General features: G+C 69.5%; 24 protein-coding genes and 4 pseudogenes. 13 read left to right on the forward strand and 15 right to left on the reverse strand.

Annotated features, from left to right (window positions below; all coding sequences use genetic code 11):
* Nucleotides 1-521: pseudogene (locus ACZ561_RS38900) on the reverse strand (IS5 family transposase); the annotation flags it as partial.
* Between the two features lie 113 nt (nt 522-634).
* Here ACZ561_RS38900 and ACZ561_RS38905 point away from each other — a divergent pair.
* The 5 genes and pseudogenes from ACZ561_RS38905 to ACZ561_RS38925 all read left to right on the forward strand — a co-directional run bounded on the left by ACZ561_RS38905 (nt 635) and on the right by ACZ561_RS38925 (nt 4,389).
* Nucleotides 635-1,384: a transposase gene (locus ACZ561_RS38905; RefSeq protein WP_471004699.1), complete on the forward strand. Its 750-nt coding sequence runs from the start codon at nt 635-637 to the stop codon at nt 1,382-1,384.
* Between the two features lie 163 nt (nt 1,385-1,547).
* Entirely contained in the window at nt 1,548-2,324 is a 777-nt protein-coding gene (locus tag ACZ561_RS38910) for a hypothetical protein (protein WP_471004701.1), read from the forward strand.
* An 89-nt stretch (nt 2,325-2,413) separates the two neighbouring features.
* Nucleotides 2,414-2,689 (forward strand): annotated as a pseudogene (locus tag ACZ561_RS38915) (YxiG-like protein); the annotation flags it as partial.
* Nucleotides 2,690-3,007: 318 nt separating this feature from the next.
* The gene (locus ACZ561_RS38920) at nt 3,008-3,529 is read left to right on the forward strand and encodes an RICIN domain-containing protein (RefSeq protein WP_471004703.1); all 522 of its coding nucleotides are present in this window, start codon (nt 3,008-3,010) and stop codon (nt 3,527-3,529) included.
* A 479-nt stretch (nt 3,530-4,008) separates the two neighbouring features.
* Nucleotides 4,009-4,389 (forward strand): hypothetical protein, encoded by a 381-nt coding sequence (locus ACZ561_RS38925; protein WP_471004793.1) that lies wholly within the window; start codon nt 4,009-4,011, stop codon nt 4,387-4,389.
* Between the two features lie 310 nt (nt 4,390-4,699).
* Here the strand turns inward: ACZ561_RS38925 and ACZ561_RS38930 are convergent, their stop codons facing one another.
* The 3 genes from ACZ561_RS38930 to ACZ561_RS38940 all read right to left on the reverse strand — a co-directional run bounded on the left by ACZ561_RS38930 (nt 4,700) and on the right by ACZ561_RS38940 (nt 6,969).
* Nucleotides 4,700-5,698 (reverse strand): endonuclease/exonuclease/phosphatase family protein, encoded by a 999-nt coding sequence (locus ACZ561_RS38930; RefSeq protein ID WP_471004705.1) that lies wholly within the window; start codon nt 5,696-5,698, stop codon nt 4,700-4,702.
* Between the two features lie 495 nt (nt 5,699-6,193).
* Nucleotides 6,194-6,454: a hypothetical protein gene (locus ACZ561_RS38935; RefSeq protein ID WP_471004707.1), complete on the reverse strand. Its 261-nt coding sequence runs from the start codon at nt 6,452-6,454 to the stop codon at nt 6,194-6,196.
* Nucleotides 6,455-6,597: 143 nt separating this feature from the next.
* Nucleotides 6,598-6,969: a DUF3846 domain-containing protein gene (locus ACZ561_RS38940; RefSeq protein ID WP_471004709.1), complete on the reverse strand. Its 372-nt coding sequence runs from the start codon at nt 6,967-6,969 to the stop codon at nt 6,598-6,600.
* Between the two features lie 9 nt (nt 6,970-6,978).
* Between ACZ561_RS38940 and ACZ561_RS38945 the strand changes: the two genes are divergently transcribed.
* Entirely contained in the window at nt 6,979-7,263 is a 285-nt protein-coding gene (locus tag ACZ561_RS38945) for a hypothetical protein (protein WP_471004711.1), read from the forward strand.
* Nucleotides 7,260-7,658, forward strand: a complete 399-nt coding sequence (locus ACZ561_RS38950; RefSeq protein WP_391801201.1) for a PIN domain-containing protein — start codon at nt 7,260-7,262, stop codon at nt 7,656-7,658. The genes ACZ561_RS38945 and ACZ561_RS38950 overlap by 4 nt, the downstream gene beginning before the upstream one ends.
* A 140-nt stretch (nt 7,659-7,798) precedes the next feature.
* Here ACZ561_RS38950 and ACZ561_RS38955 read toward each other — a convergent pair.
* The 6 genes from ACZ561_RS38955 to ACZ561_RS38980 form a co-directional block, all read right to left on the reverse strand.
* A protein-coding gene (locus ACZ561_RS38955; protein ID WP_471004713.1) for an IS5 family transposase occupies nt 7,799-8,607 on the reverse strand; the annotation gives its coding sequence in 2 pieces (ribosomal slippage) (nt 7,799-8,287 and nt 8,290-8,607; 807 coding nt in all).
* A 161-nt stretch (nt 8,608-8,768) separates the two neighbouring features.
* Nucleotides 8,769-9,122, reverse strand: a complete 354-nt coding sequence (locus tag ACZ561_RS38960) for a DoxX family protein (protein ID WP_116157418.1) — start codon at nt 9,120-9,122, stop codon at nt 8,769-8,771.
* Nucleotides 9,119-11,086, reverse strand: coding sequence for an acetoacetate--CoA ligase (locus ACZ561_RS38965; protein WP_471004715.1), 1,968 nt, complete (start codon nt 11,084-11,086; stop codon nt 9,119-9,121). The genes ACZ561_RS38960 and ACZ561_RS38965 overlap by 4 nt, the downstream gene beginning before the upstream one ends.
* Nucleotides 11,083-12,660, reverse strand: coding sequence for a bifunctional 3-(3-hydroxy-phenyl)propionate/3-hydroxycinnamic acid hydroxylase MhpA (gene mhpA, locus ACZ561_RS38970; RefSeq protein WP_471004717.1), 1,578 nt, complete (start codon nt 12,658-12,660; stop codon nt 11,083-11,085). Before mhpA ends, ACZ561_RS38965 begins: the two co-directional genes overlap by 4 nt.
* 9 nt (nt 12,661-12,669) lie before the next feature.
* Nucleotides 12,670-13,608 carry a fumarylacetoacetate hydrolase family protein gene (locus ACZ561_RS38975; protein WP_116157421.1) on the reverse strand — a complete coding sequence of 313 codons (939 nt, stop codon included), beginning with the start codon at nt 13,606-13,608 and terminating at the stop codon, nt 12,670-12,672.
* A 28-nt stretch (nt 13,609-13,636) separates the two neighbouring features.
* Nucleotides 13,637-14,782 carry a VOC family protein gene (locus ACZ561_RS38980; protein ID WP_471004719.1) on the reverse strand — a complete coding sequence of 382 codons (1,146 nt, stop codon included), beginning with the start codon at nt 14,780-14,782 and terminating at the stop codon, nt 13,637-13,639.
* 135 nt (nt 14,783-14,917) lie between these two features.
* Here ACZ561_RS38980 and ACZ561_RS38985 point away from each other — a divergent pair, with 135 nt between their 5' ends.
* The gene (locus ACZ561_RS38985; protein ID WP_471004721.1) at nt 14,918-15,553 is read left to right on the forward strand and encodes a TetR/AcrR family transcriptional regulator; all 636 of its coding nucleotides are present in this window, start codon (nt 14,918-14,920) and stop codon (nt 15,551-15,553) included.
* An 11-nt stretch (nt 15,554-15,564) separates the two neighbouring features.
* Here the strand turns inward: ACZ561_RS38985 and ACZ561_RS38990 are convergent, their stop codons facing one another.
* On the reverse strand, nt 15,565-16,347 hold the full coding sequence (locus tag ACZ561_RS38990) for an LmeA family phospholipid-binding protein (RefSeq protein WP_471004723.1): 783 nt from the start codon (nt 16,345-16,347) through the stop codon (nt 15,565-15,567).
* A gap of 234 nt (nt 16,348-16,581) precedes the next feature.
* On the opposite strand from ACZ561_RS38990, the pseudogene ACZ561_RS38995 reads away from it, so the two are divergent.
* Nucleotides 16,582-17,303 (forward strand): annotated as a pseudogene (locus tag ACZ561_RS38995) (PP2C family protein-serine/threonine phosphatase); the annotation flags it as partial.
* Nucleotides 17,304-17,980: 677 nt separating this feature from the next.
* Here the strand turns inward: ACZ561_RS38995 and ACZ561_RS39000 are convergent.
* Nucleotides 17,981-18,982: a helix-turn-helix transcriptional regulator gene (locus ACZ561_RS39000; RefSeq protein ID WP_471004725.1), complete on the reverse strand. Its 1,002-nt coding sequence runs from the start codon at nt 18,980-18,982 to the stop codon at nt 17,981-17,983.
* A 107-nt stretch (nt 18,983-19,089) separates the two neighbouring features.
* Between ACZ561_RS39000 and ACZ561_RS39005 the strand changes: the two genes are divergently transcribed.
* The 3 genes and pseudogenes from ACZ561_RS39005 to ACZ561_RS39015 all read left to right on the forward strand — a co-directional run bounded on the left by ACZ561_RS39005 (nt 19,090) and on the right by ACZ561_RS39015 (nt 21,422).
* Entirely contained in the window at nt 19,090-19,515 is a 426-nt protein-coding gene (locus ACZ561_RS39005) for a VOC family protein (RefSeq protein ID WP_471004727.1), read from the forward strand.
* 94 nt (nt 19,516-19,609) lie between these two features.
* Nucleotides 19,610-20,708: pseudogene (locus tag ACZ561_RS39010) on the forward strand (winged helix DNA-binding domain-containing protein).
* 336 nt (nt 20,709-21,044) lie between these two features.
* Nucleotides 21,045-21,422, forward strand: coding sequence for a hypothetical protein (locus tag ACZ561_RS39015; protein ID WP_471004729.1), 378 nt, complete (start codon nt 21,045-21,047; stop codon nt 21,420-21,422).
* Between the two features lie 339 nt (nt 21,423-21,761).
* Here the strand turns inward: ACZ561_RS39015 and ACZ561_RS39020 are convergent, their stop codons facing one another.
* Nucleotides 21,762-22,169, reverse strand: coding sequence for a RidA family protein (locus ACZ561_RS39020; RefSeq protein ID WP_471004731.1), 408 nt, complete (start codon nt 22,167-22,169; stop codon nt 21,762-21,764).
* 123 nt (nt 22,170-22,292) lie between these two features.
* Here ACZ561_RS39020 and ACZ561_RS39025 point away from each other — a divergent pair, with 123 nt between their 5' ends.
* Nucleotides 22,293-22,673 (forward strand): winged helix-turn-helix transcriptional regulator, encoded by a 381-nt coding sequence (locus tag ACZ561_RS39025; protein ID WP_471004733.1) that lies wholly within the window; start codon nt 22,293-22,295, stop codon nt 22,671-22,673.
* A gap of 600 nt (nt 22,674-23,273) precedes the next feature.
* Here the strand turns inward: ACZ561_RS39025 and ACZ561_RS39030 are convergent.
* Together ACZ561_RS39030 and ACZ561_RS39035 are read right to left on the reverse strand one after the other, a co-directional pair.
* Nucleotides 23,274-24,284, reverse strand: a complete 1,011-nt coding sequence (locus ACZ561_RS39030; protein ID WP_471004735.1) for an IS481 family transposase — start codon at nt 24,282-24,284, stop codon at nt 23,274-23,276.
* A complete protein-coding gene (locus tag ACZ561_RS39035) occupies nt 24,281-25,459 on the reverse strand; it encodes a Cmx/CmrA family chloramphenicol efflux MFS transporter (protein ID WP_471004737.1) in 1,179 nt (392 codons plus the stop codon). Before ACZ561_RS39035 ends, ACZ561_RS39030 begins: the two co-directional genes overlap by 4 nt.
* Between the last annotated feature and the right edge of the window lie 630 nt (nt 25,460-26,089).

The following is a 26,089-nucleotide window of genomic DNA, read 5'->3' on the forward strand; positions in this document are numbered from 1 at the left end:
ACGCCTTGGATCATCGCAGCCCCGGCACCGTCCTCCCCAGGCCGCCAGCCTGCGGTAACAGATCAGGGTCGCGGCGATGCCGGCGAAGGCCAGGAAGTGTGCGGCCTTGCGCTCGTAGCGGCGATGCAGGCGGCGGCACCCGGCCAGCCACGCCACCGTGCGCTCCACGGTCCAGCGGTGACGTCCCAGTCGCTGGGAGGATTCGATGCTTTTGCGGGCGATGCGCGGTGTGATGTTCCGCGAGCGCAGCCACCGGCGCAGATGGTCGTAGCCGTACCCCTTGTCGGCATGCAGCTTGGCGGGGCGGCGCCGACGCGGTCCGCGGCGCGAGCGGATAGGCGGGATGCCGCGCACGAGGGGTTCCAGGCCCTGGCTGTCGTGCATGTTCGCGGCAGAGATACCGATCGAGATGGGCAGACCGGCCCGCTCGGTGAGCAAGTGGATCTTTGATCCTTTCTTGCCGCGATCTACGGGATTCGGACCCGTAAGATCCCCCCTTTCAGGGCCCGCATGTTCACTGAGCTTCTTTGAGTTGACTACCGATCGGGTGATGAGCCGTGAAGCGCAACGAGCGAGGCCCCCGAGCTGTTGATCGAGATGTCTGACGTCTCAACCACGTTGCTCGAGGGCCTCGTTGGTTATCCATCCTGCCGCACTCGACCTGCCGCATGCGCTCGTGGAGTGGGTCACCATGCTGATCGTCACTCGTGAGGGCGACCGGCGCTGCAAGCTCCGTCCGTCTCAGCGCGCGATGGTGGCACTGGTGTACCTACGCGAACACACCACTCTGGCGAAGATCGCCGCCGGGTTCGGGATCAGCGAGTCCACCGCCCACGCCTACACCAGCGCGGTCGTCGACCTGCTCGCCGAACGTGCACCGGGTCTGCTCAAGACGCTGCGCGAGCACGATCCCGACTTCGTCCTGCTCAACGGCACCCTCGCCGAGTGCGACCGGGTCGGCGACGGCCGGACCGACTACTCCCACAAACACCGACGCCACGGCGTGAACGTGCAGGTCGTCACCGACCCCGGCGGCCGGCTGCTGTGGCTCTCGCCCGCTCTACCGGGCCGCACCCACGACCTGACCGCCGCCCGTGCCCACCGGATCATCCGGATCTGCGAGCGCCAGGGCGTTCCCATCCTGGCCGATCTCGCCTACCAAGGCGCCGGCCCGTGGCTGACCACCGGCATCAAACGCAAACCACTCCAGGAACTCACTCCCACCGTAAAGACCCTCAACCGGGCACTGGCCGCCGCGCGAGCGCCCGTCGAGCGCGGTGTCGCGATCCTGAAGTCCTGGCGGATCTTCCGCAGGTCCCGATGCAGCCCCAACCGCATGACGTCAATCGCCAAGGCCATCCTCACGCTGGAGCGGCAGCGCTGAAGAAGCTCAATGAGTGGATTCGGTCGGCGAAGGGGATCGCGATTGCGGTCTGCGGGCTGTCGGCCGTTCTGCCGCCCCTGGGGCGGCTCCCGCACCAGTCTGAGCCCCCGAAACAGGGCTGCCAGCCTCCCGGAGAGGGTGTTCATCAGGGGATGATTCGTGCGTGATTGACTTCCTCAAGGAGCACAAGACGCTCATACTCCTGCTCCTCCCCATAGTGGCCACCTTCGCCGGGGTCTGGCTCGGCGCCTGGGTCCAAGCCCGCGGAGGCTATGCCCAGGCAGAGGCTGCGGAGAAGGCAGCGAAAACAGCGGCCACGGCAACCCTCCAAGCAATCCGGGAACAGGCTGACCACGCCGCAGCCGCTGCCCACTTGGCCGCTCTGCGCGAGCAGCGAATCAGCGCAGCGACGAACCTGATCCGAGCCGACAGGGCGCTCGGCCGAGTCCTGCACACGATGTTCCGGGAGCCCGACACAGATTCCACGTCCGCCTACGACGAACTCCTTCACGCGTGGGGAGTTGTTCAGCTTGTTGCTCCCACCTCCCTCAAAGCCGCATCCGACGATGTGCTGAAAACGTCGCAGGCCTCCCAGAGCCTTGCCCGCGGACGAGGTGAGGCGTATCGGCTCCGCCTGCAGTTGAGCCGCGTCCGTGGCTGGATGCCTGGGTACGACGATGCCAGGCAAGCCGTGGCGGCCATGGATGCCTGGCGAGCCGCGTATGCGACCACGGACACGAACATGATGGAAGCCCACAATGCGGCATCGGCAGCTCTCGACCGGATCCCTTTCCTGAGCACAGAGGAGCGGTCGGCTTTGCTCGACGACTGCATGGAGCCTGAGGCAGGCTCGCTGATCGAGGAGTGCGGGCGTGCGCACAACGAGGCCATGCACGCCTTCGTCAACTGCGCGCGCGCCGTCTTGGGCGTCGAAGACTAGGACTTGTCCGGGCGATCTCTGAGGCAGCGGCGCCCAACACCCGTGAATCTCGTTATCGAAGGCCTCGTCGAGTGAGGTAGAAGGGCGGCATGGACACCGCCGTACTTGAGCAGATGCTGGACGAGACCTTCGATCACGCTGTCGTGCACCACGGATACACCAACTACATGCGCGACTACGAGGTCATCGTCTACGCGACGGCTGATCCCAGTACCGGCATGGCGCCGTCCCACCTGCGGTATCTCTTCCGGTACTGCGTTGAGGCCCGGTGTGAGACGTCAGTGCCGGCGGAGACCTGGCGGGTCTCCTTGGACTACCGGCTCATCGACCACGAATCCGGTGCCGGCCTCGACGGATACGTCTGGGAAAGACCCCGGGAAGAAGGATTAGCAGCCCTCCCACACCGACCACCGCCCGACATCTGACCGCCAAAGGCAGACCATCAACCCAAAGCCAGACACCACCACCACCCTAACCACTGGCGCCGGGCCACGGCATGCGCAGCCCGGACGAGCGCCACACGGGACACGCCTCCCGGACGGGCAGACCACGACACCACAACAGCGGCAGACACCAAAGCCACCAACCATCACCGCCGACGGTTCCCACCCCCGGTGGGACCGATAGGCAGAACACGAGACTGTTGTCGACGACGAGCGGCTACGTACCGATGGGAGAATGCCGTGATCAGCAACTCCACGTCCACCCAGGAGATTTCACCCGTGCGTAGAACCCTTGCTGTGTTCGGTGTCGTCATCGGCATGATGCTCGCTACCGCGCCCAGCGCCGCGGCCGCCGCCGATTTGCCGCTGAAGAACCCGCAGTCAGGCATGTGCCTGGATGACAGCAGCGCCCATGGGCTCCGGGCGCATCCGTGTAGCTCCGCGAGCTACAACAACGGCTACCAGAAGTGGGAGATATCCAGTAACCGCTATGGGTGGGCCCGGATCATGAACCGGATGACGGGGCGGTGCCTGGACGGCAGCAGCGCTCACGGCCTCCGCACCCACGCCTGCAGCAGCGCGAGTTTCGATAACGGCTACCAAGCGTGGGGCGGGCCCTCGTACATCGACAACGACACGAAGAGGAACTGGGCCAACCGGGCCACTGGCCAGTGCCTCGACTACAGCGCCAACCACGGCCTGCGTCTCCACACGTGCAGCATCGCGGCCATCGAGAACGGCTACCAAGCGTGGTACAAGTGAACGGCCGCTGCGAAACTGCCCGCCTACGTTAGAGGTAGCCGAGCCGCATAGCAGCCCGCGGGCGCCTGCCGACCCCTGGGGTTGAACTCTGCCGGCACTGAACCCCTTCCATCCTGTGCTGAAGGGTGAAACGGGCTGGTCAGCAAGTGCGGTGCCGAGGCAGGGCCCTTTGCCGTTGGCGTGGTGACTCCACTCATCACACCGGCGACCGAAGGGGCCCTGCTGGTTCCCTAGCAAGCCATGCTCGATGTCTCATACGAGCTCGCCGAGCATGTCGCCTGGCTGCTTACGACCATCGCGGGGCCAGCAACACACGCCGGCGCAAGCTCGGCTGCTTCCAGCAGGTGCTCGCTGCCGGTGAACGGGACAATCCAGCACGGCTCTGACGCCGTGATCACACGAGCCACACCAAGATCTTTCCAGTTGCAGGCGCTGCCCTGCGTCCTGGATCCTGTGTGCGCGGCAAGCAAGGGGGGCACATGGGGCTGATTCTCTTCCCGGCTGACGGTGACAACGACAGTCCTGATGTCTCCTGGTCCTACAGCGACTTCGCTGCGTTCCGGCGGCGTCTGGCCGAGGCCGAGGGGTTCGTCCTCTCCGAGATGTCAGGCTTCGGCGGCGAACGCCCGTGGAGTCAGGTGTCCACCGCTCTGGAGCCACTTCTCGATCATCCGGATGCCGGCGGCGACGACCTTTCGCCTGCCGAGTGCGCGTCGATTCTGGTCCGGCTGGAAGCGATCACCGACCAGTGGGCACAGGAGGGCGGCGACCAGCTCTTCCAGCACATCGAGGATGCCCGCCAGCTGGCAGGCGTCCTGCGGCTCTGCATCGAGAAGGACGTCCCGTTGGGCTTCCTCTGATGCCCAGAGACGGACAGCGGGTAGGCGGCGCGGGCCCGGGCAGCAGCCCGGCGGCGGACAGACCGCGGCACGGCAGCGGGCGGCAGCACGGGCGAGCGCGGACGGGCGGGCGCGGCAGCAGCCGGGACGGAGTAACCAGCAGGGGCAGTACTCGTGGTCGGGTTGGTGGTCATGTCGGGGTGTGAGCGTTCAGGGATTTCCCCACGATCGAGGCCTTGAGCGTCACGTAATTCCCCAGGCAAAGGCGCGGCGTTTGGAGGGCATGTTGAGGCAACCGTTCATGAAGGGCCCTCCTCCTGTGCGGTGTCACTCAACGCAGCAGAAGCACGCTCGTGACGCCGGCGTGGTCGGAGGGCCACAGGCCTGACGGAGTGCGGTCGGACTGGTTGTCGCCCACCCGGTTGCTCGCCAGTGCGGTGATGCTGCCGCGGAAGAGCACGTAGTCGATGCGCTGGGTGAGGCTGGACGTGGTGTTGATCAGGTTGGCGGCCTGGCAGCAGGTGAAGCCAGGGTCGCGGGGGCGGGTGGCGGTCCAGGCGTCGGTGAAGCCGGCGGCCAGCAGGTGGTTGTAGCTCTGGGTGGCGGTCCCCGGTGTTGCGCCGACTCCGCCGGCGGCCGAGTTGAGGTCGCCGAGAAGCACGGTAGGGAGTCCGGTGTTCAGCGGGCCGGCGAGCAGTTCGTCGGCCTGTGCTTCCTGAACGGCGGGAGAGACGGGCTCCAGATGGGTGGTGACCACCCGGGTGGTGTGGCCGCGCACGGTGGCGTCGGCAGCGACCCAGCCTCGCCTGACCTGGATCGGCGGATTGGGCGGGCAGCCGAACGTCGGACGACAGATGGGCACGAAGTTCTGGAACGTGGCGGCCTGCGGGTTGGCCACGGAGAAGACACGCGCAGGCAGGTCGGTGCGGGCCAGGAGTACGTCGCGGTCGGTGAGGCGAATGTCCTGCAGACCGCTGGGTGTGGACCGCGGGGCCTCGAAGTCGCTGCCGACGGTGACCGTGGCCACGGCCGCGTAGTGCCTGCCCCGGGCGGCGAGCTTGTCGAGCAGGATCTGCAGGAAGTCGTACTCGACGTGGGTGGCGCTGCCGGGTCCGGCCGGGGTCTGGCTGCGCCACAGCACGGCTTCCTGGAGGCCCACGAGGTGAGGATCGCTGTCGGCGATCTCGTCGGCCAGCGCCTCGGCCCGCTCAGGGAAGTTCGTCGCCTGGACGTTCGCGTATACCGCGGTCACCGCAGCGACGAGCGCTTGTGGGTTACCGGCAGCGAGGACGGGCGCCAGGTCGGCACCCAGATAGAGGTTGCGGCTCATGACCCGCAGAGGGGCTGGGGCCTCTGCGGCCGATGCAACCGTGAGTGTCCCGGGTGTGAGAAGCAGGAGCGCGCCCAGGGCGGCTGTGAACCAACGGCGAATCATGCAGACAAACCTTTCGGCGAAGGAGGGCGAAACCCCACATCTTCGGCGAAATCTAAACCGACTCGGGGCATGCGGCGATCCAGGTGTAGGCCGGGCGGCCGATGCGCTTCGCAAGGAAGGGGCGCTCCGCTGGGCGGCTTGTGCCGACGGAGTACCTCCGGAATCCCCATGGGGAAGCACGTGAACTTCTGGCTGGGGAATTACGTGACCTTCCACACGGGGCTCCTTCGTGAGCGGGGCCGGCGCCGCCGGGCGGGCGGGGCGGAGTGGGGGTGCGGGAATGCCGCCTGCGCGCGGCTGTGAGCGTCACGCCCAGACGGTCAGGCGTCAGGCACCTGCGGGCGGGGCATGCGGCAGAGAGCGGCACACAGTCGTTTCGGGGTGGCTTGTTCAGCCCCAGGTGACGCGCAGGCCCCGTGCGTGCGCGTCCTCGGCGAGCCGGCGCAGCTCGTGCAGGCGCGTGCCGGTGTACCCCTGGGAGCGGCCACAATCGATGAAACAACCGTCCGTGACGGCGGGACGCCCAGCGTCCTCGGGGTCCAGCGCAAGCGCGAGCAGTACCCGGCCGAGGAAGAGCTGAGCGTCCTCGTCCCCGTACGGCTCGGCGTACCCGAAGATGCCCAGCACACGGGCCGCATGGGAGTTGGCCATGCTGACCGGCCCCCGGTGAACTCGGCAGTGAAGGTGACCGACAAGGCGGGCTCCTCTCCCAACTGCGGGTGATTCCGATGGCGGCACATGGGCCACTCCCCCGCCGCCGGGGCCCGCCCCCGGGGTGAGGGCGGGCCGGGGGCTCAGAGCTCGCCGAGGCTCGCGAGCAGCGCCAGAAGCTTGTCCTTGCCGAGCGGCACCGTCTCGCCCTCGCAGTCGGCACCGCCGGTCAGCAACACGGGCCCGCGGTAGCCCTGCCAGACGAAACCGAACCGAACCGCCAGCACCGTCGCAATCTTGTTGACCGGGTGGGTGTAGAGCCCCTCATCGTCCAACCACATATCCAGCCGGCTGGTGAGCCCCACGACATCCACCCGCTCGCAGCGGATCACCGAACGCATCACGGTCAGCCGGGACTCCGAGTCGGCGGGCAGATCGACCGGGACGATATCCGCCTCCGGCGGCCCTGGCCCCCATGGGACCGGGGTCTCGCCATATAGCATTTGAAATGCCATACCCGTGTCATGGCTGACGACGACACCGACTTTCCTCCCGGCGACGGCCCCACCAGCGGCATCTCTGTCTCCCTCGCGGCCGGCACCCTGCAAGCGATCCGTGAGCGGGTCGGCAAGCGTGGCGTGTCCGCCTTCCTGGAGAAGGCCGCGCAGCGGCAGATCGAGCGCGACAACCTGGACGATCTGATCGCCGACTTCGACAAGACCCACGGCCCCGCCGATCCCGAGGCTGTGGCCGCCAAGCGAGCCAAGCTCACCGGCACCCCCTCCTCCGGGACAGGAGCGGCCGCGTGAGCGGTGCCCTGATCCTGGACAGCGAGGGCCTGGCCAAAGCCGTGCAACGCGACCGCGAGGTCCACGAGTGGCTCACCGCCGCCCGCGACGCCGACCTTCCCGTGATCACCTCAGCTGCGGTCCTTGTCGAGGTGATCCACCCCCGCATCAACGACGCCGCCCTCAAATGGACGCTGTCCCGGTTGCGGGTCGAGCCGGTCACCCAGGCCCTCGCCCAGTCCGCCGCCACCCTGTTGCGCACGGCCGGACTGCACGGCCACAAGTACGCCATCGACGCCATGCTCTGCGCCACCGCCCTCTCGCAGCCCGGCCGCGTCACGATCCTGACGTCCGACGTCGAGGACATCGCCATGCTCACCACCGACCACCCACGCGTGACCGCCGAGAAAGTCTGAGTCGCGCCGGTTCGCCGAGCGCGGCGTGACGCGTGCCCTCCGGATCTGCCACCAAGACGTTCCCGGCAGGCGTGAACCGATGGTGTCCTGCCCTGCTCGGCCGAGGCGACGACATTCGGAGCAAAGAGCTCGTAACACGATCATGGTCGACGCTTCTTGAGGCGTCTCCAGCAGATGAGGCTGCAGGCCAGGGAGACGAAGGCGTCGTGGAGTTCGGTGCGGCGTTCCCAGCGGACAGCGAGGCCTTTGAACTGGTGGAGCAGGGCGAAGGTCTGCTCCACGACGTAGCGGAGCTTGCCCAGGCCCTCGATGTTCGGGGCACCTCTGCGGGAGATGACCGGCAGGATCCGGCGCTTGCGCAGTTCGCGGCGGTTGGGGTTGGAGTCGTAGCCCTTGTCGCCGAGCAGCGCCTCGGGGCGTCGGCGGGGCCGGCCGGGACGGCCCGCAACGGGCGGGATGCCGTCGACCAGGGCGAGCGTCTGGGTGACGTCGTTGACGTTGGCCGCGGTGGTGATGACCTTGAACGGGGTGCCGCGTCCGTCGCAGATCAGATGGTGCTTGCTGCCCGTCTTGCGCCGGTCGACCGGCGACGGACCGGTGTCGGCTCCCCCTTTTTCGCGCGGACATGGGAAGCGTCGACGCACGCTCTGGACCAGTCCAGCTCGCCGGCCGCGTTCAGCTCGGCGAGCAGAATGCGGTGGAGCTGGTCGAAGACCCCGGCCTTCTGCCACCGGTCAAGACGCCGCCAGCAGGTCTGCCCGGAGCCGAACCCCAGCTCCGAGGGCAGGAGTTGCCAGGCTATGTCGTTGTAGAGGACGAACAGGATGCCCTGGAGGCAAAGACGGTCCGGCACCGGCCGCGGCTCAGGCGACCTCTCGGGCCAGGGCGGCAGCAGCGGCTCGATCAGCGCCCACAGGTCATCGTCCACGATCCACGGCCGTGTAGTCACACCATCCCGAACGGCCGAATCGTCACACCGGTCACGGCTGACCAGGACTCTTCAGCAAGATCGTGTTACGAGCTCAAAGCCGGCCGAGCAGACGGAGGACGGTCCGTGATCCGTCGGGGGCGACAAGGTCTCATGCGTCGCGACGGCGCACATTTAGGACATCAGCCGGCTGCGACCGTCGCCCCGGCGTACGCCACCGCCGTCAGGGCCAGGACGGCGGCCGGTAGGGCCCGCATGGGCGGATCGCCGTGGCGCAGGTGGACCACTGCGGCCGCGGTCATGAGCAGCGCGAGTCCGATCGCGGCGGTCATCCCGAGTAGGGCGGAAGCCAGTCCGAGTACCAGTCCGACGGCTCCGGCCACTTCCAGGGTGCCGACGACGCGGTAGAGGCCCGGTGGCATGCCGAGGTGTGCTGCCGCCTGCCGCATGAACGGCACCGCGGCGATCTTCCCCAGTCCCAGTGGGAGGAAGACGAGGGACAGTACGGCGGCGAGGGTGACCTGTGCGGTGGTCACGCCGGCCGCCTCCGGCGTTCGGCGCCCAGGCGGGCGAAGTGGTCGATGAGGTCGGGGGCGTCCACGGCTGCCGGGTTGACGACCTGCTCGACCGGGGCGCCCTGGAGGAGGCGCTTGACGGGGACTTCGAGTTTCTTGCCGGTGCGAGTGTGCGGGATGCCGGGGACTTCGAGGATCTCGTCGGGGACGTGGCGGGGTGAGGCGCCGGTCCGGATCGCCTCCTTGATCTTCTCGCGGAGCGGGTCGTCCAGGGTCGCGTCGTCTGCGAGGACGACGAACAGGGGCATCCAGTAGCCGCCGTCGGGTTCTTCCGCGCCGATGACGAGGGCCTCGGTGATCTCGGGGAGGCGTTCGACGGCGTCGTGGATGTCGGCGCTGCCCAGGCGTACGCCGTTGCGGTTCAGGGTGCTGTCGGAGCGGCCGTGGACGATCACGGAGCCGTGTCCGGTGACGGTGATCCAGTCGCCGTGCCGCCAGACGCCGGGGTGGGAGGAGAAGTAGGCGTCGCGGTAGCGGGTGCCGTCGGGGTCGTTCCAGAAGTACAGCGGCATGGACGGCATCGGGCGGGTGACGACCAGTTCGCCCACCTGGTCCACGATCGGGAGGCCCTCGGCGTCGTACGCGGCCAGGGCCACCCCGAGATGAGGTGCGGACAGCTCCCCGGCCCAGACCGGTGTGTTGGGGGCGCTGCCCGCGAAGCCGGAGACGACGTCCGTGCCGCCGCTGGTGGACGCGAGCAGGACGTGGTCGCCGACGTGGTCGCGGACCCAGGGGTAGGCGGAGGCCGGCAGGGCGGAGCCGGTGCAGCCGACCACGCGGATCGACGACAGGTCGTGTGCCGAGGGGTCGATGCCGTACTTGGCCATGCCCAGCAGGTACTGGGGGCTGGTGCCGAAGACGGTCACCCGGTGGCGCGCGGCCAGCTCCCACAGGACGTCGAGCCGGGCGAAGGGTGCGGGGCTGCCGTCGTACGTACAGGTCGTGGCGCCGGTCAGCAGGGTGGAGGCGACCAGGTTCCACATCATCCAGTGGGTCGTGGTGTACCAGAGCAGACGGTCGCCGGGCCCGAGGTCGGAGTGCAGGCCGAGGGTCTTCAGGTGCTCCAGCAGGACGCCGCCGTGACCGTGGACGATGCCCTTGGGCAGACCGGTGGTGCCGGAGGAGAACACGACCCACAGCGGGTTATCGAACGGCACCGGCGTACACGTGAGTTCCTCGGCGCGGGTGGACGCGTCCTCCCACGGCACCACCAGCGACGGGAACGCTCGCGAAGGCCACGGCAGGCCCACGTGGTCCACCAGCAGCGTCGCCTTCAACGTCGGGAGATGCGCGGCCAGTTCACCGGCGGCCTCGCGGCGGTCGTGGGTCGTGCCGTTGAAGAGGTAGCCGTCGGCGGCGATCAGGACGGTGGGTTCGAGCTGGGCGAAGCGGTCGGCGGCGGCCTTGGGGGCGTAGTCCTGCCCGCAGACCGACCACACCGCGCCCAGGCTCGCGGCGGCGAGGAAGGCGACGACGGCGTGCGGGGTGTTGGGCAGGTAGCCCACGACCCGGTCCCCCTTGCCGACGCCCAGATCGCGCAGTGTGGCGGCGACGGAGGCGACCTGGGCGCGCAGCCGGCCGCCGGTCACCTCGTGACTGGAGCCGGTCTCGTCGAGGGCGATGATCGCCACGGCGTCGTCGGTGAGGTTGCGCAGGGCGTGATGGGTGTAGTTGAGGGTGGCGCCGGGGAACCACCGGGCGCCCGGCATCCGCTCCTCGGCCAGCACCTGCTCGTACGGGGTGTCGGACTCGATGTCGAAGTACTCCCACACCGCGCGCCAGAAGCCTTCCAGGTCGGTGACCGACCAGTGGTGCAGGGTGGCGTAGTCGGTGCCGTCGAGCCCGGCGTGGCGGGCGAAGTCCATGATGCGGCTGTTCACGACGGCCTTGGGGTCAGGGGTCGTGAAGGGGTCCGGCCTGGTCATCGTGTGGCGCTCCTCAGCAGGCTCTTCTCGGCGGTCTGTTGGAGGGGGAGGGTGCTGCGCGTGGTGTGCAGGAGGGCCGCCCAGGCGGCGGTGTCGGTGAAGTCGTGCCTCCCGGCCGGAACGACGTCCATGACGACGCGGTCGGGGCGCAGCAGGACGGCATCCACCCTGCCGGCGCGCAGCCAGGCCGCGAGAGTGCCGTCGTCACCGAGGCCGGTGACAGGGATCGTCCGGGCGCCGAGCGCGTGGGCGAGGGCGTTCAGTGCGGGCCAGGGTTCGGCGGCGGTCAGGACGGTGAAGGAGTCGCCGAGCAGTTCGTCGAGGCGGATGCGCCGTCCGTCGAGTGCCACCCATGGTTGCGGGCAGTGGGTGCCCGCGAGGCCCCTGCGCATACGGCGCCGGACGAGGGGCCCGGCGGTCAGGGACGGGCTGAGGTCCCGGCCCGCCGCCGCGGTGAGGCCGGGTATGCGGCAGGCAGCGGCCAGGATCCTGCGGCGTAGTGCGGCGGCGCCGTCCTGGCCGCCGGTCATGGCCCAGCCCATGGCGACCGCGAGCCGGATCACATGCCGTGCGTGCGGCTTGCGCTCGCTCTCGTACGTGTCAAGCAGCCGCTCGTCGCCGCCCTGGCCCAGGACGCGGGCCAGCTTCCAGGTGAGGTTGTAGGCATCACGCAGGCCCGCGCACAGCCCCTGCCCGATGAACGGCGGGGTGAGGTGGGCGGCGTCGCCGAGGAGGAAGACTCGTCCGCTGCGCCACCGGTCAGCGATGCGCGCCCGGAAGGTGTACTGGGTCTCGCGGACGATCTCGAAGTCACCGTCGTGGGAGGGTGGCATCCATGGGGCGATCAGCTCCCGCACCGGTTGCCGCTCGTCCTGCAGCCGGAACTCCCAGCGGTAGCGGTCTTCGCCGACGCGCATGAAGGTCGCCGGGCGGTGTGGGTCGCAGACCTGGTCGACGCCTTCCCAGCAGCGGACGTCGGCGTTCGTGCGGACGTCGACGACGGTCCATCGTTCCTCGAAGCGCAGGTCCTCCCATGTGGCGCCGATGGCGTCGCGGGTGAGGCTGTTCGCCCCGTCGCAGCCGAGGACCGCCTCGGCCCACAGTTCGTACTCTCCGTCGTCGTCGCGGTAAGTCACGCGCACGGGGCCGGCGGTGTCCGGGCCGACGCCGGTAACCTCCACGCCGCTGCGCAGTTCGCATTGCGGGTTCCGGGCGAGGGCCTCGCGCAGCAGTCGCTCCAGCTCGGGCTGGTCGAACATGCTGGTCTGCGGGTAGCCGTGATGACCGTGCTCGGAGCGCCGGAACTCGGCCATGACCCGGTGCCGGGCGTCCAGCAGCCGCAGTCCGTTCGCGGGGCGGGCTATCTCTGCGAACTCCTCCCCCACGCCCGCGGCCTGGAGGATCCTGCGGACCTCGTCGTCGGTGGCGACGGCGCGCGGGAGCGGGTAGACGTCCCGGTGGCGTTCCAGGACGACGGTGCGCACCCCGTGCCGGGCGAGGAGGAGGGCGGCGGTCACGCTCACCGGTCCCGCGCCGATGATCACCACGGGTACCTGCTGTTCGGTGCGGCTCACCTCAGGTCCCTACTTCGCGTCCGTGACGGAGGTTCGCTGCTCGCCGAGGTCGATCCGGCCGTCCGGGGTCGCGATCGTCGCCGTGATCACGTCTCCCGCGTGCAGGTAGTGCGGGTTCTTCGCCTGGGACTTGAAGAAAGCCTTCCACTTCAAGGCGGGCGGCAGCAGTGCGCCGACCTTCTCGACCGGCTTCGGCGGGGCCTTGAGGGCCGTGCCGCCGGGCGTGCCGGTCAGGAGCAGGTCGCCGGGGTCGAGGGTCTGGAAACGGGCCAGCAGGGTGAGGGCCTGCGCCGGGCGGACGATCATGTCGGCGAGGGTGCGGTCCTGGCGCAGCTCGCCGTTGACGGACAGCTTCAGCCTGAGGTCGAGGAGATGGACGAAGTCCTCCGGCTCCAGCAGGGCGAGGTACGGGCCGGTCGGTGTGAAGGTCGGGTAGGACTTGCTCTCGTAGAACTGCGTCTTGGTCAGCTGGACGTCGCGCGCGCTGATGTCGTTGGTGACGACGAGCCCGGCGACGTACGACGGCAGGTCCCGCTCGTCGACCGTGGTGCCGATGGGCAGGGTGGCGCCCATGACGAGCCCGAGTTCGACCTCGTAGTCGAGGAACTTCACGTGCGAGGGCCGTACGACGGGGTCGCCGGGTCCGCTGACCGACCCGGACGCCTTGCGGAAGAAGGCGGGCGGGATGTCGCCCGTGAAGCCCGAATCACGGGCGTGACTCCGGTAGTTGACCATCTGGGCGACCACCCGGCAGGGGGTGGTGACCGGCGAGAGGACGGCCAGGTCGGCGACGGGCGTGCCCGCCTCGGTCGAGCGAGCCGCCTCTCGTACGGCGTCACGATCGGCGATCAGCTCGGCGGTGGTGGTGGCCTTGGTGTCGACAGGGATGGCCCGGTGGCCGCGGACGACCCACCATCCGTCGGCGGTGCGCAGGACGTTGGTGCTCATGTCAGTACCTTCGTGAGGGGGTCGGTGTTCAGGACTTGGCGGCTTTGAGCAGGCCCAGCAGGCGCGCCGGGTCCATCTCGTTGTCGCCGCGCAGGGCCTGGATGACGTCGCGGACCCGCTGCGGGGAGGGACTCGCGCCGAGGAAGTCACGCGTGGCCGGTGGACCCCACTGGGCAAGACCGCTGGTCGACATGGGTGCCCACCCGGGCTCGACGTCGCTGGAGAACAGGTCGCCGTCGGCGAAGTGCTCCAGCATGAAGCGGTCGGGGTCGCGCCAGTAGTCGAAGAGCTGGCTGCCCTGGATGTGCCGACCGACGCCCCAGCTGCGCTGGTATCCGCGTTCCTTGAGGTATTCGCCGCCGACGGCGATCGAGTCCAGGTCGGTGACCTGGTAGGCGGAGTGGACATAGCCGGTCCCCGGTCCCAGGTGCATGGCCAGCGTGTGATGGTCGGCCGGCACGCTGCCGAGGTCGCAGCGGATGAACGCCATGGTCGGGCCGCGGTCGCGCTGCCCGTCCAGGAAGAGAAAGTCGGACACGATCATCCCCAGCGTGTCCAGGTACCAGTCCAGGGCCCGGCCGAACACGCGGGTCTCCAGGACGACGTGGCCCAGCCGCTGGATCCGGGACGGCTCGCGCGGCGGGCGCTGCGTGGTGTTCGTACGACGATGGTCCGTACCGAAGTTGAGCAGCAGCGGCAGCTGCTCGGGCAGCGCCGGCAGCTGCTCGCCGCAGTGCACCACCCGCACCGGGAAGCCGGACGGATCGAGCAGGTCGACCGTCTTTCCGCCACCGGGTACGTCCGCGTCACGCACGTGGGAACCGGTGGCCCGCGCCAGCCGGTCCAGATCGGGACGCTCCGCCGCACGGAACGCCGGGCCGATGAAGCGGGACGTACGCCCGCGCCGGATCACCATGCACGGCGAGCCGGCGAACGTGCCGCGCAGCCACAGCTCGCTGTCTGTGCGCGCGGCGATCTGGAAGCCGAAGTCCCGGGCGAAGACCTCGGCTCGCTCCAGGTCAGGCTTCTCGAACTCCAGCCAGGCCAGGTCCGCGACCTTGATCACGGGATTCCGGGAGCGGCCGGGATGCTCGCCCCTCAGGGCTCCCTGTTCGCTATGCAGGTCCTGGTGGGCCGTTTTGGCATCGGCCCCGTGGACGCGGGTCTCAGACATGGTGTCCTCCGAGCAACATTGCCGAAATGAGGAAATCATCAACTTTGACAGTTCCGTCGTCAAGATGTTCCCGGCTGGAAATGATTGATTCATCAGAACTGCAGTCGTCATCGCCTGCGCGGTTAGACTTGGCGCATGCCTACGTCAGCCCCGCCCAGCAACCGATTCGAGCGACGTCGCGCCGAGACCCGTAGCGCGCTCATTCGCGCCGCCCGGCAGATACTCGCCGACAGCGGGGACACCGGCAGCAGCATCCAGGCGATCGCCGAGCGCGCCGACGTGGGCTTCGGCTCCTTCTACAACCACTTCGAGTCGAAGGCCGAGCTGTTCGAGGCGGCGGTGGTGGACGCCCTGGAGGAGTACGGTCGGAACTTCGACCAGCGCCTGGCGGAGATCGACGACCCTGCGGAGCTCGTCGCGGCGGGCTTCCGGCTCAGCGCACGCATGGCCGACTCCCACCCTGAACTGATGCAGGTCCTGCGCCGTCGCGGCCTCGGTCACATCCACTCGGACAACGGCCTGGCCCGGCGGGCGCTGCGTGACATCGAGGTCGGCACGGCCTCCGGCCGCTTCAGCGTGGCCGACCCGACTGTGGCCCTGTCCGCACTGGGCGGCACCCTGCTGTCCCTGGTGGAGCTGAGGTTCGCGCGCCCCGACGTGGACGGTGACGAGGCCGCGGTGAACCTGGCCGAGATGGCCCTGCGCATGCTGGGCGTACCACCGGACGACGCCCACGAGGTCGCCCGGCGCCCCCTCCCCGGCCCCGTCTGAGACGACCGCTCCTACCCGGCGGCGGACGAACCCTGCCGGAAGGCGACCGAGCGGCCGGTGAAGGCGGCGTCGATTCCGTCCCGCGTGGTGGTGACGGATCGCAGGTGCAGCCCCTCGGGGACACTCTCCAGCGGGATGGGATCTTCCAGGGCTCTGTCCAGCAGCGTTTTCAGCGGAGGAAGCAGCTCGCCCCGGACGGTGCGGACATCCGTGAAGGCGATGCGGTTGCCCGTTGCCGCCGAGACGGCCGCGCTCACGGTGACGTCGCCGACGACCGGCAGAACGGCCGTCGCACTGATCCGGTCCGTTTCGCCACCTGGTGACATCCGCACACCGAGCGCGCCCGACACGTCACCGTACGAGAGGAACGCGGTCGCCTCGACATGGTCGGCGTGAGCCTCCTCAGCACTCCCGGAGGTCTTCAGCCCGTCAAGGCGTACGGTCAGCTTCGTCACCGTCAGGGGCCGAGTCGAGCCGTTCGCGGGTATGTCATGGGCGGCCAGGTCGATGTGCCGGAGGCTGCCCTTCGCCAGCTGGGTGAGCACGGGGAAGCCGCTGACGCGTACCGACGGCCGATCCGCGGTTCCCATGCCGTGCTGGAACGCCTCGGCCGTATGGCTCTCCGCACGGGCCGCCGCGATCCGGTCCACCGCGACGCCACCAGTCAGCAACGCCGCCATAGAAGCGGCGACGACGATCAGGAGCCGCCCCCTCGGGGCAGAGAAGCCCGTGGACAAGGAATCGCCGCGGTAGGGCTCGCCGACGCGTCCGTCATCGGGCTGGGGCTGGTACATGGGAGTGCTCTCCAGAAGGCGGTCAGGAACTTCTCGGGGTGAGTCTCTGAGACGAGGGCGCCGATGCACTCGGGCTGGCCGAGCCCTCGGACGCAGGCCGCGGCTCGGTCACCGTCCGCACCCATCGCGATCAGCGCGGCGGTCGCGGTGCGGGTGCCGTCGTCGGGCCAGGTCCCGGCGTTCACGCACTCCAGCAGGCCCAGCGGATGCCCCTCCAGCGCCCGGCTCAGCGGGTACTGGAGCCCGGTCGCTCCTGACGGCACCGTGGCTCTGCTGCTGCACCGGGTCGAAGCGGTCGCCGAACTCATCCGCGCCCGCGGCGGCCGACCGGGCGGACCGCGCGCCGAGCGAGCTCTACACCCGCGCCCGGAAGTTGCAAGAGGTCAACGAGCGCCTGCGTCAAGCCCACGCCCGGGAGGGAGAGGTCGCCCTCCACCTGCAGGAGGCGATGCTGCCCGCGCCCCGCCGCTCGGCCACCACCGGGCCGCGGTGTGCCACCGGCCAGCGGTGGGAGCCTGAACGTGTGCAGCGACTGGTACGCCCTCGTCGACCTGCCTGAGGGCTGCCGCACGGCCGTCGCGGCCGGCGTCATGGGCCAGCTCGGCAGCGCACCGTGTCCGCCGCCTCCCGAGTCTCCGACGGCCCCGCCCAGGCCCTGGAGGTTCTCAGCCTGTACGCCCGCTCCGTCGACGGCGCCGTATCCACCACCGCCGCCTGCGTCCTCGTCGGCTGGAACGCCCGCACCCTCATCTACAGCAGCGCCGGCCACCCCACCCGTGCTCCGGCTCCCCGATGACACCGTCACCTACCTCGACCAGGCCAGCGACCCACCGCTCGGCGCCCGCCCCGAACACAGCGCCGCGGACCCGGACCAGCTCGCCGACACACTTCTGACCCGCCTCATCCCTGCGGCCGACCTCACCGACGACACCGCCCTCATCGTGATCCGCCTGTAGACGAAAAGCCCGAGGACCTCGCCACCACCGGATCGGGAGCGGTTGACCCAGCGGACGCCCCCTCACGAGCACGCGAACCTCGTGTCACGGAACGTCACTATCGAGAGGCGGATAGGCAGCGGCAGTCAACAGCTCGGCAGCCAGCGCCCCGGCCACTGCAAGCTGCCCACCGCCACCCAATCGAGGGCTCCGCCCGGCGGTCACCAATCGCGCATGACGACCCATCAGAAACCGTGCCGTCCGTGCGTCAAACGTGCGTCACGTGCGTCGAATATGCGTCAAGATATCGCACGTAACACCCATAACGCACACTCGGAGAAACGGCAGGTCAGCGGCCCTTTTCAGCGGGCTCAAGGATCGCCACGCACTCCACATGATGCGTCATCGAAATAAGATCTATCAAAAACACGTCAAGCAAAGCCGCAGGTCAGAGGCCTGCAAGGCCCAAATTGGACAGGCTGTCCGTGTGCGATACGTGCAGAGTGTGCGCTATGTGCGGCGCGTTGACGCTCTTTGCCGCCTCTTGTCGCGGCGACTACTTGATCCAGACCCGACTCCTCGGCTGACCGAGATTCACCGCCACCGCGCGGGCCCGGACCGCTGGCGCACTCCCTCCGCACTGCCTCGCATCGTCGCCCTGACCATCCGCCCCGAATCACGGTCGACGCAGAGGTGGTTCAGAGGATCGTGGGTGGCGGTGTGACGGGCGTTGCAGTTGCGGCGTTCGCGTAGCGGAGGGCCAGGTGCGCGAAGGCGTCCTTGAGTTCGGGCGGGCCGACGACCTCGATGTCGGCGTCGAATCTGCCGATAGCGGCGGCCAGGCCGGGCCATGACCAGGAGGCCAGGACGAGTCGGCAGCGGTTTGGGCCCAGCTCTTCGACGACGCCGTCGAGGACGTACGGTGACACCTCGCGGGCGGGCAGGTCGAGGATCACCTCGCCGCGGCACGGCCAGTCGCCGGAGCCGTCGGAGCCGTCGGAGCCGCGGAATCTCGCGGCCACGAAGGCGGCCACGTCGCCGCCGGGCACCTCGCGCGGGGTGAAGCGGGGACCGGTGGGGGTGCGTGGGGCGATCCGGTCGGCGCGGAACGTGCGCCAGTCCTCGCGGTCGAGGTCCCAGGCGACGAGATACCAGCGCCCGCCCCAGGTGACCAGGTGGTGCGGCTCCACCCGGCGGGGCGGGGCATCAACGGCGGGCTCGTAGTCGAAGCGCAGCACCTCACAGGCGTGCACTGCGGCGCTGAGCGCCATCAGCACGCCGCTGTCGGCCTGTGGGTCCGTCCGGGCCCCGGGCCGTTCGACTGCGGTGAAGTGGAGGGTGTCGATCCGGCGGCGCAGCCGGGCGGGCATGACCTGCCGGACGGTGGTCAGTGCGCGTACCGCGGCCTCCTCGATGCCGGCGCCGCTGGTGGTGGCGATCTGGAGGGCTACGGCCAGCGCGACGGCCTGTTCGTCGTCGAACAGCAGCGGCGGCAGCTCCGTGCCGGCGTCGAGCCGGTAGCCCCCGTCCGGGCCCTTGGCGGTCAGGATCGGGTAGCCGAGCTCGCGCAGCCGGTCGACGTCGCGGCGCACAGTGCGCGGGCTGACCTCCAGCCGTTCGGCCAGCAACTGCCCCGGCCAGTCCCGGCGCGCCTGGAGGAGCGAGAGCAGCGACAGCAGTCGCGCTGAGGTCTTCTGCATGATCCCCATCCTGCCAGGAGAACCGGCCACAACCTGTCCGCTTCTCCTGTGAAGGTGGTCATCGAGCGATCGGCACCAGCCGATGAACCGAGCGACAAGGAGCCTTCATGTCCGTCAATACGGTGACCCACCTGAATTTCCGGGGCGACGCCCGCGCGGCCCTGGCCTTCTACCAGTGGGTGTTCGGCGGGGAGATGGCCGTGGTCACGTACAAGGACGCCGGGAACATCCAGGGGCCGTCCGAGGCAGACCAGGTGATGTGGGGCCAGGTCGCCGCCGGCAACGGTTTCCGCGTCATGGCCTACGACGTGCCTTCGCGCCTGCCGTGGGACCAGGGCGAGAACGCGTTCTTCGTCTCGCTCCGCGGCGAGACGGCCGAGGAGGTCACCGCGTACTGGGAGAAGCTCTCCGAGGGCGCGACCGTCGTGCAGCCGCTGGAGCCCGCGCAGTGGGCGCCCCTGTACGGAATGCTCAAGGACCGGTTCGGCGTCACCTGGGTCGTGGACGTCGTCAGCGAGTACGACGCGGCGTGAGCACCGGTGTGAGGATGCCCGTACTTGGCCGGACCGATCGCGGCATCGAGCATGCGGTGCCGCGCAGGCGATCGACCGACGGGCGCGCCGCGGCATGACAGCGAGGACCGTCCTGGACACCCGGGCACTCAATCGCGCGGCGCTCGCCCGTCAACTGCTGCTCGACCGCGCCGACATGCCGGTGCTCGGCGCCGTCGCGCACCTCGGCGGTCTGCAAGCGCGCAGGAACCGCAGGAGCCGTTCACCGGGCTCTGGTCGCGGCTGCGCGCGTTCGACCCGGTGACGCTGGACGAGCAGCTGACCGGACGGAGCGTGGTAAGGACCCACCTGATGCGCCGCACCATTCACCTCGTCACCGCTGACGACGCTCTGGCCTGGCGGGCCCTTCACGACAGCATGCTGCGCGGGCGGGCGCTCGGAACCTACCGCCGCGAGCTCGACGGGGTGGACCTCGACGAGCTCGCCGCGGCGGGCCGGGCGGTCATGGCCGACGGCGAGCCCCGCTCGACGGCCGACCTCGCGCGGGCACTCGCCGACCGCTGGCCGGCGCCGGGCCCGAGGGCACTGGGCGAGATGGTGATCGCCGCCCTCGTCCCGATGGTGCAGCTGCCGCCGCGCGGGCTGTGGCGTACGAAGGCGGGAGTGCGCAACGTCCTGCTCTCGTCCTGGCTGGGGCGCGAGATCGCCCCGTCGGCCCCGGCCCCGTCCCCCTCCCCGTCGCCTGGCGGCTCCGATCCGGTGGGCCAAGCCCTGGTACGACGCTATCTGGCCGCGTTCGGCCCCGCGGCCTCGGCCGACCTGCGCGCCTGGTGCGGCCTCACCGGACTACCGGCCGCGGTGGCCTCGATCCGAGAGGAGCTGGTCACCTTCCGCGGCGAGCCGACGCGCCGCGCCCCGATCCCGATACACCCGCTCCGGTGCTGTTCCTGCCGGCGTTCGACAACGCGATCCTCGGCTACCACGACCGCAGCCGGATCATCGACGACGCCCACCGCGGCCTGTCCGTCGCCGGCGCACGCGTCGTACTGGTGGACGGCCGGGTCGCCGCGACCTGGACCGTCGACGGGGGCACCGTGACCGTCACCCCGCTGCGCGGCCTCACCCGGACCGAGTACACCGCCCTCACCGAGGAGGGCCAGAGCCTGGCGGCGTTCCTGTCCGACCACGACAGCGACCACGTACGGATCGCCTGAACACCGACCCGGGCAGCGGACCCGCCCGCCACCGACGAGATGAGTCGACAGCCGCGTGTGGTGACGCGTGACGTAGTCGCGCACGGCCCTCGCCGACGGGGTATCCCGGGCTCCGTCCCGCCGAGCGCCAGCGCTGCGCGGCCCGGCGCACCGCGGCCTCGGTGAGCGTGCTCGCGGTGCGCACGGCGCTGGCCACGGCCTCGTCGGCGCCGAGCCTGCACAGGTCCATCAGGCAGAAGAGGGCTTCCGCGCTCACGGTGACGGCGAGGTCCCGCTTGAGCTGGGCGAACGCCTCCGGATCCGCCGCCCCAGCGTGTCCCACAGCGGGATCAGCTCATGGTCGATCAGGCCGAAGCGGATACCGGGGCGCGCTGCCGCCGTCTCGGGCCGGGTGATGGTGGCCGCGATCTTGGCGCGCACCGCCCCCTGGCGGACGAGGATGCCGCGCAGCAGGAACTCGCAGGCGAAGGCGACGCGTTCGACGGGGTCGGAGGAGTCGGCGACGGGCTGCAGCGCATCGACGGGCGCGGGCCAGGCTCCGGCCAGGGACTCGCCGATGAGCGAGGGGAGGTCGGGGAAGCACCGGTAGGCGGTGGCCTATCTTCGACTGGCTCGACGACACGATCCGACCCTGAGCACGCCATGCCGACCGTCGGACACCATGAAGGGGTCGCGGGGCTCGAACAGGCTGAAGACCAAGAGGAGGACCCGTGACCCAGCGCCCCGAGCGCGCGGACGCCCTGCGCAACCGAGAGGCCGTCCTGGCTGCCGCCGACGCCCTTTTCGCCGCCAGCAGCAGCTGATGGCGTGTCGCCGTGGACAGGTACCTGACCGTGCAGGCCTTTCGACCGAGCCGAATCCACCAGCGGGCGCCTGCTGGAGGGGCTCGGCAAGGAGAGCGAGGCGCTGGGCATGGTGTACCCGGCCCCGGACGCGGTGGTTGAGCGGATGCGCGCGCCGCAGTGAGGGCGGGCGCGCAGACCCGTGAAGGCGAGCTCGACCTGGAGGCTTCGCTCGACCGCGTCCTCCAGGTCGGCGGCTGAGAAGGCCTGCTCAGTCGAGGACGGCGGTGGCTTCGACCTCGACCAGGTGCTCGGGGACGTCCAGTGCCGCGACGCCGATCAGCGTGGCCGGCGGCGCGCTGGTGATCCCCAGCTTCGCGACCGCCCGGCCGAGCCCCTCCATCAGCGAGGGCATCTTGTCGGGGGTCCAGTCGACGACGTAGACGGTCACCTTCGCCACGTCGTCGAAGGAGCCACCCACCCCGGCCAGGGCGGTGCCCACATTGTGGTAGCACTGCTCGACCTGTGCGGCGAGGTCGCCTTCGCCGACCGTCACTCCGTCGGCGGCCCAGGCGACCTGCCCGGCGATGAAGACCAGCTTCGATCCGGTCGCAACCGACACCTGCCGGTAGGCGTCGCTCACCGGCAGTCCGTCGGGGTTCACCAGGGTGATGGCCATGCTGTCTGCCTCCGTTTGCTGTGAGAGCCGCTGCGCCGAGCCGCTCTCTTGTGGTTACTGGGAAACCGTAGGAGAGTGGGCGCTGACATGGAAGAACGCACTTTTCGGTGACTGGGGAACCAGATGGGAACCAAGCAGTACAGCGGCTCGCCGGAGGACGCGGACCTGCGGCGCGCGGACTCCCTGGCGCGGGAGATCTTCACGGACGTCGCCAACAAGTGGGCACTCCTGATCATCGAGGCCCTGGGGGAACGCACCCTGCGCTTCAGTGAGCTGCGCGACGAGGTCGATGGCATCAGCCACAAGATGCTCACCCAGAACCTGCGCATGCTGGAGCGCTACGGCCTGATCGAGCGGACGGTGCACCCCGTCATACCGCCGCGGGTCGAATACACCCTCACCGAGCCGGGCCAGGCCCTGCGGGTGACGATCGACGGCCTGTGCGACTGGACCCACCGCTACCTCGGTGACATCGAGGCCTCCCGCGACCGCTTCGACGGGTGACGGAAGGAGCCCCCGCCTGCCGCCGACCGGTTCCGCCGGCGCCGCGTCCTTGAGGAGGATGCTCGCTCGCTCCGGCCCGGAACGCCTCGCAGACGGGGGGAGCCTGCGGCTTACGCTCTGGCCCTGCTCACCCACGCAGGGCCACGACCGTCGGCCGAGAACGTTCCATTCTCACTAGTACCGACTGCGACCGGCGTCGGCACCCTCCCTGCGAGGCGATCAACGGCTCTCGCCAATCCGAGAAACAGAGGCGGCGGGAGTGAACCATTGGGCGGGTTCAGCGATTGGCTGCTCCAGAATGTGCGGGACGAGGGGGCAGTCGGTGCTCTGGCCAGGGCTTTCGGCGGATCCTGGATGGCCGGAGCGTCCCGATCGGCTTGGCGACCTACATCGCGCACCTTGAGGAAAGCGGAGCCTCCCGGGGGACGCTTCAGAACCTGACGGACACGCCTGGATCCTGTACGCCTCCTCGCGGCATTGACGTCCCTCCGTGACGCCGCGCCCCCGCTCGCACCCGCCCGGAAGTCGGGCAACGCACCTCCGGAGCGCAAGGGCGAGTCGGTGGTGGTCCACTCCTCTCCAGCACCTTCCCGAGGCCGTCTAGCTGTTGCTGGCCATGACGTTGGTGACGCTCGCGTGGAGGCGTGAGGCTGGAGGACGGTTTCCGGCGGCGGTGTGAGGCCGGTGGTAGTTGTAGTGGACGTTCCAGACCGCGATCGCCCGAGCTCGTTCTGCTTCAGAAGTCCACTGCCTGGCGTAGAGGAGTTCTTCGGCGAGGATGCGCTGGTAGCGCTCGACCTTGCCGTTGTGCCGGGGCGTGTAGGGCTTGGTCCGCTGGTGGCGGGAGGCCCACGAGATCAGGGAGGTTACGAAGACCGTGGCGCGGTAGTTGGCGCCGTTGTCGGTGACCACGCGCACGACCCGGTGGATACCGTGGGCGGCGAAGAACGCGCGGGCGCGGCTGAGGAACCCCACGGTGGTGGCGGCCTTCTCGTCGGGAAGGGGCTCGGTGTAGGCCAAGCGGGAGAATCCGTCGACGGCAGAGTGCAGGTAGATGTACCCGCCCTTGGCGCCAGCGGTCTTCGCGCGCTGTGCGGCCCTGGCCTGCTCGGAGCCGCGTCCGTGGGCCCGCCACCCGCCGCCGTCGGGGATCCGTCCGACCTTCTTGACGTCCAGGTGGACCATGTGGCCCGGATACCGGGCCACGATCCGTTTCGACGGGCGCCTGTTGGCCGAGCCGTCGGGGTCGAGGAACCGGCGGTGGTTGATGCCCAGGCGCGCCAGCCACCGGCCTACGGTGCGCTCGCTGATCCGCACGCCTTGGTTCGCGAGTTCGAGGGTGATCCGGCGGGCGGACCACTTGTTGTCCCGCCGCAACCGCTCGATCCGTTCGACGACATCGGGTGGGGTCTGGGTCGGTGAGGATCGCGGGACGCTTGGGCGGTCCTGCAGCCCGAGTTCCCCGTACTGGTCGTACCGGTTCTTCCATTTGGACAGGCAGGCGCGGGAGACGCCGGCCTCGGCGGCGACGTGCGCGATCGGACGGGTGCGGCAGCGCTCCACGAGCCTTCGGCGTCCCTCGATGTTCAAGGGGGCGTTCGCATGTGTCACTGGAGCACCTCGGTGCTCCGGCCGGCGGTGATGGCGGTGAGGAGGGGGAACGCGATGAGCAGCGCGACCGCGACGAGGAGTCCACTCGCCCAGAGCGGACCGAGGTCCCCGGCTTCGGTGCTGAGGGTGGCCGCAGCGATGACGGGGCCGACGGCGGCGCCCACGTTGAGCGCCGCGGTCGCATACGAGCCGGCCATGGTGGGGGCTCCCGCGGCCTCGTAGAGGACTCGCGTAATCAGTGTGCTGCCCAGCGCGAACGACAGTGCGCCCTGCACGAAGACGAGGATGAACAGGGCGACCGGCTCGTTGGCCAGCACTGCCAGGGCCGGCCAGCCGATGAGCAGCAGTGGGCCGCCGACTGCGATGACTGGACCGGGACGCCGGTCGGACAGTCGGCCGGCGACGGTGACGCCCACGAAGGAACCGGCGCCGAAGAGCACCAGAGCGACAGAGATCCACAACTCGCCCAGCCCGGCGCTGTCGGTCACCACGGGGGCGAGGAAGGTGAGGCTTCCGAAGGTTGCCGAGTTCACCAGCGCACCGAGCAGCATCACCAGGATCAACCGCGGCCGTGTGAGCTGGCCGAGCTCCGCTCGCAACGCCGGCCTGCCAGTCGCCTTATCCTCATCACGTCCTGCTGGAATTCCCTTCAGGATGCTGAGAGCTGCAGGCAGGCAGAGAGCGGCGACAGCCCAGAATGTGGCCCGCCAGCCGAGCACCGCGCCGAGCACCGAGCCGCCAGGGACACCGACGATCGTGGCCACCGTCGTGCCTGACAGCAGCACGGCCAGCGCACGTCCCTTCTTGTCGGGTGAGACAAGCGTGGCGGCAGCTGTCAGAGCGACGGCAAGGAACCCTGCGTTCGCGAGCGCGGCGACGACCCGGGTGGCGAACAGGACCGGGAAGCTGGGGGTGATGGCGCCCACGGCATGAGCTGCCGCGAAAGTGAGGATGAACCCGAGAAGGCTGGAGCGCCTGGGCCAGTTGCGGGCAAGCGCAGCCACGAAGGGGGCACCGACGATCATGCCGACCGCGAAGGCCGAGGTGAGCGTTCCGGCTGTCCCGACTGTGACATCGAGGTCTGAGGCGATGTCCGGCAAGAGGCCAGCGAGCATGAATTCCGAGGTGCCCATGGCGAAGACCGCCATGGCAAGCAGGTACAGCGGGAGAGGCATCGAGTGGCTCCGAGGTGAGGAGAAGCACGAGAAGGTCATCTCGTCACCGCGGCCAGCCCCAAGGGCACCCTCGCCCGGCCGCAGAATGCGGCGCGACGACGGGGCTACGAGCTCAGTGGTTCAGGGGGCTGACGGCGTGACCGAAAGCCCCCACCTTGTCTGACTCAGGACTCGACATGGCCGGCACGCTACCCGACCGATGCCCGTCGAAGCATCTTGGTTTCCTGACATCGGCCTGTGTCACCAACGTCATGTCCCGCAACATCTAGCCAGCCGGCGAGCCCCTTCAAGCTGACGACCCGCCAAGAACCTGCCAGACGGGCGTCAAACGGCGGCGGCGTAGGAGCCGCCGACGAGCATGACGGCGTTGGATGCGTCTGGCCTCGCCTTCGGGTGAGGAGGCGGCCGCGGTCGGCAAGGGGTGGGCAAGGGCGGAGTTGTGATGTCCGTGGTGTGCTTCGGAGCGGGCGGTGCGGGAGTCGAAGGGGGATCCGGAGGGCTCCTTTCCGACCCTGCTCCAGAGGCCGTCGCCGATGCCCGGACAGCATGAAGCGAGGGCGGGGTGTCTCACTGGCCGACGCCGGAGTCAGACATGACGCCACGTCGCACGACCGCTCCAGACACTGTCAG

The sequence above is a fragment of the Streptomyces sp. NPDC039609 genome (assembly GCF_055596705.1).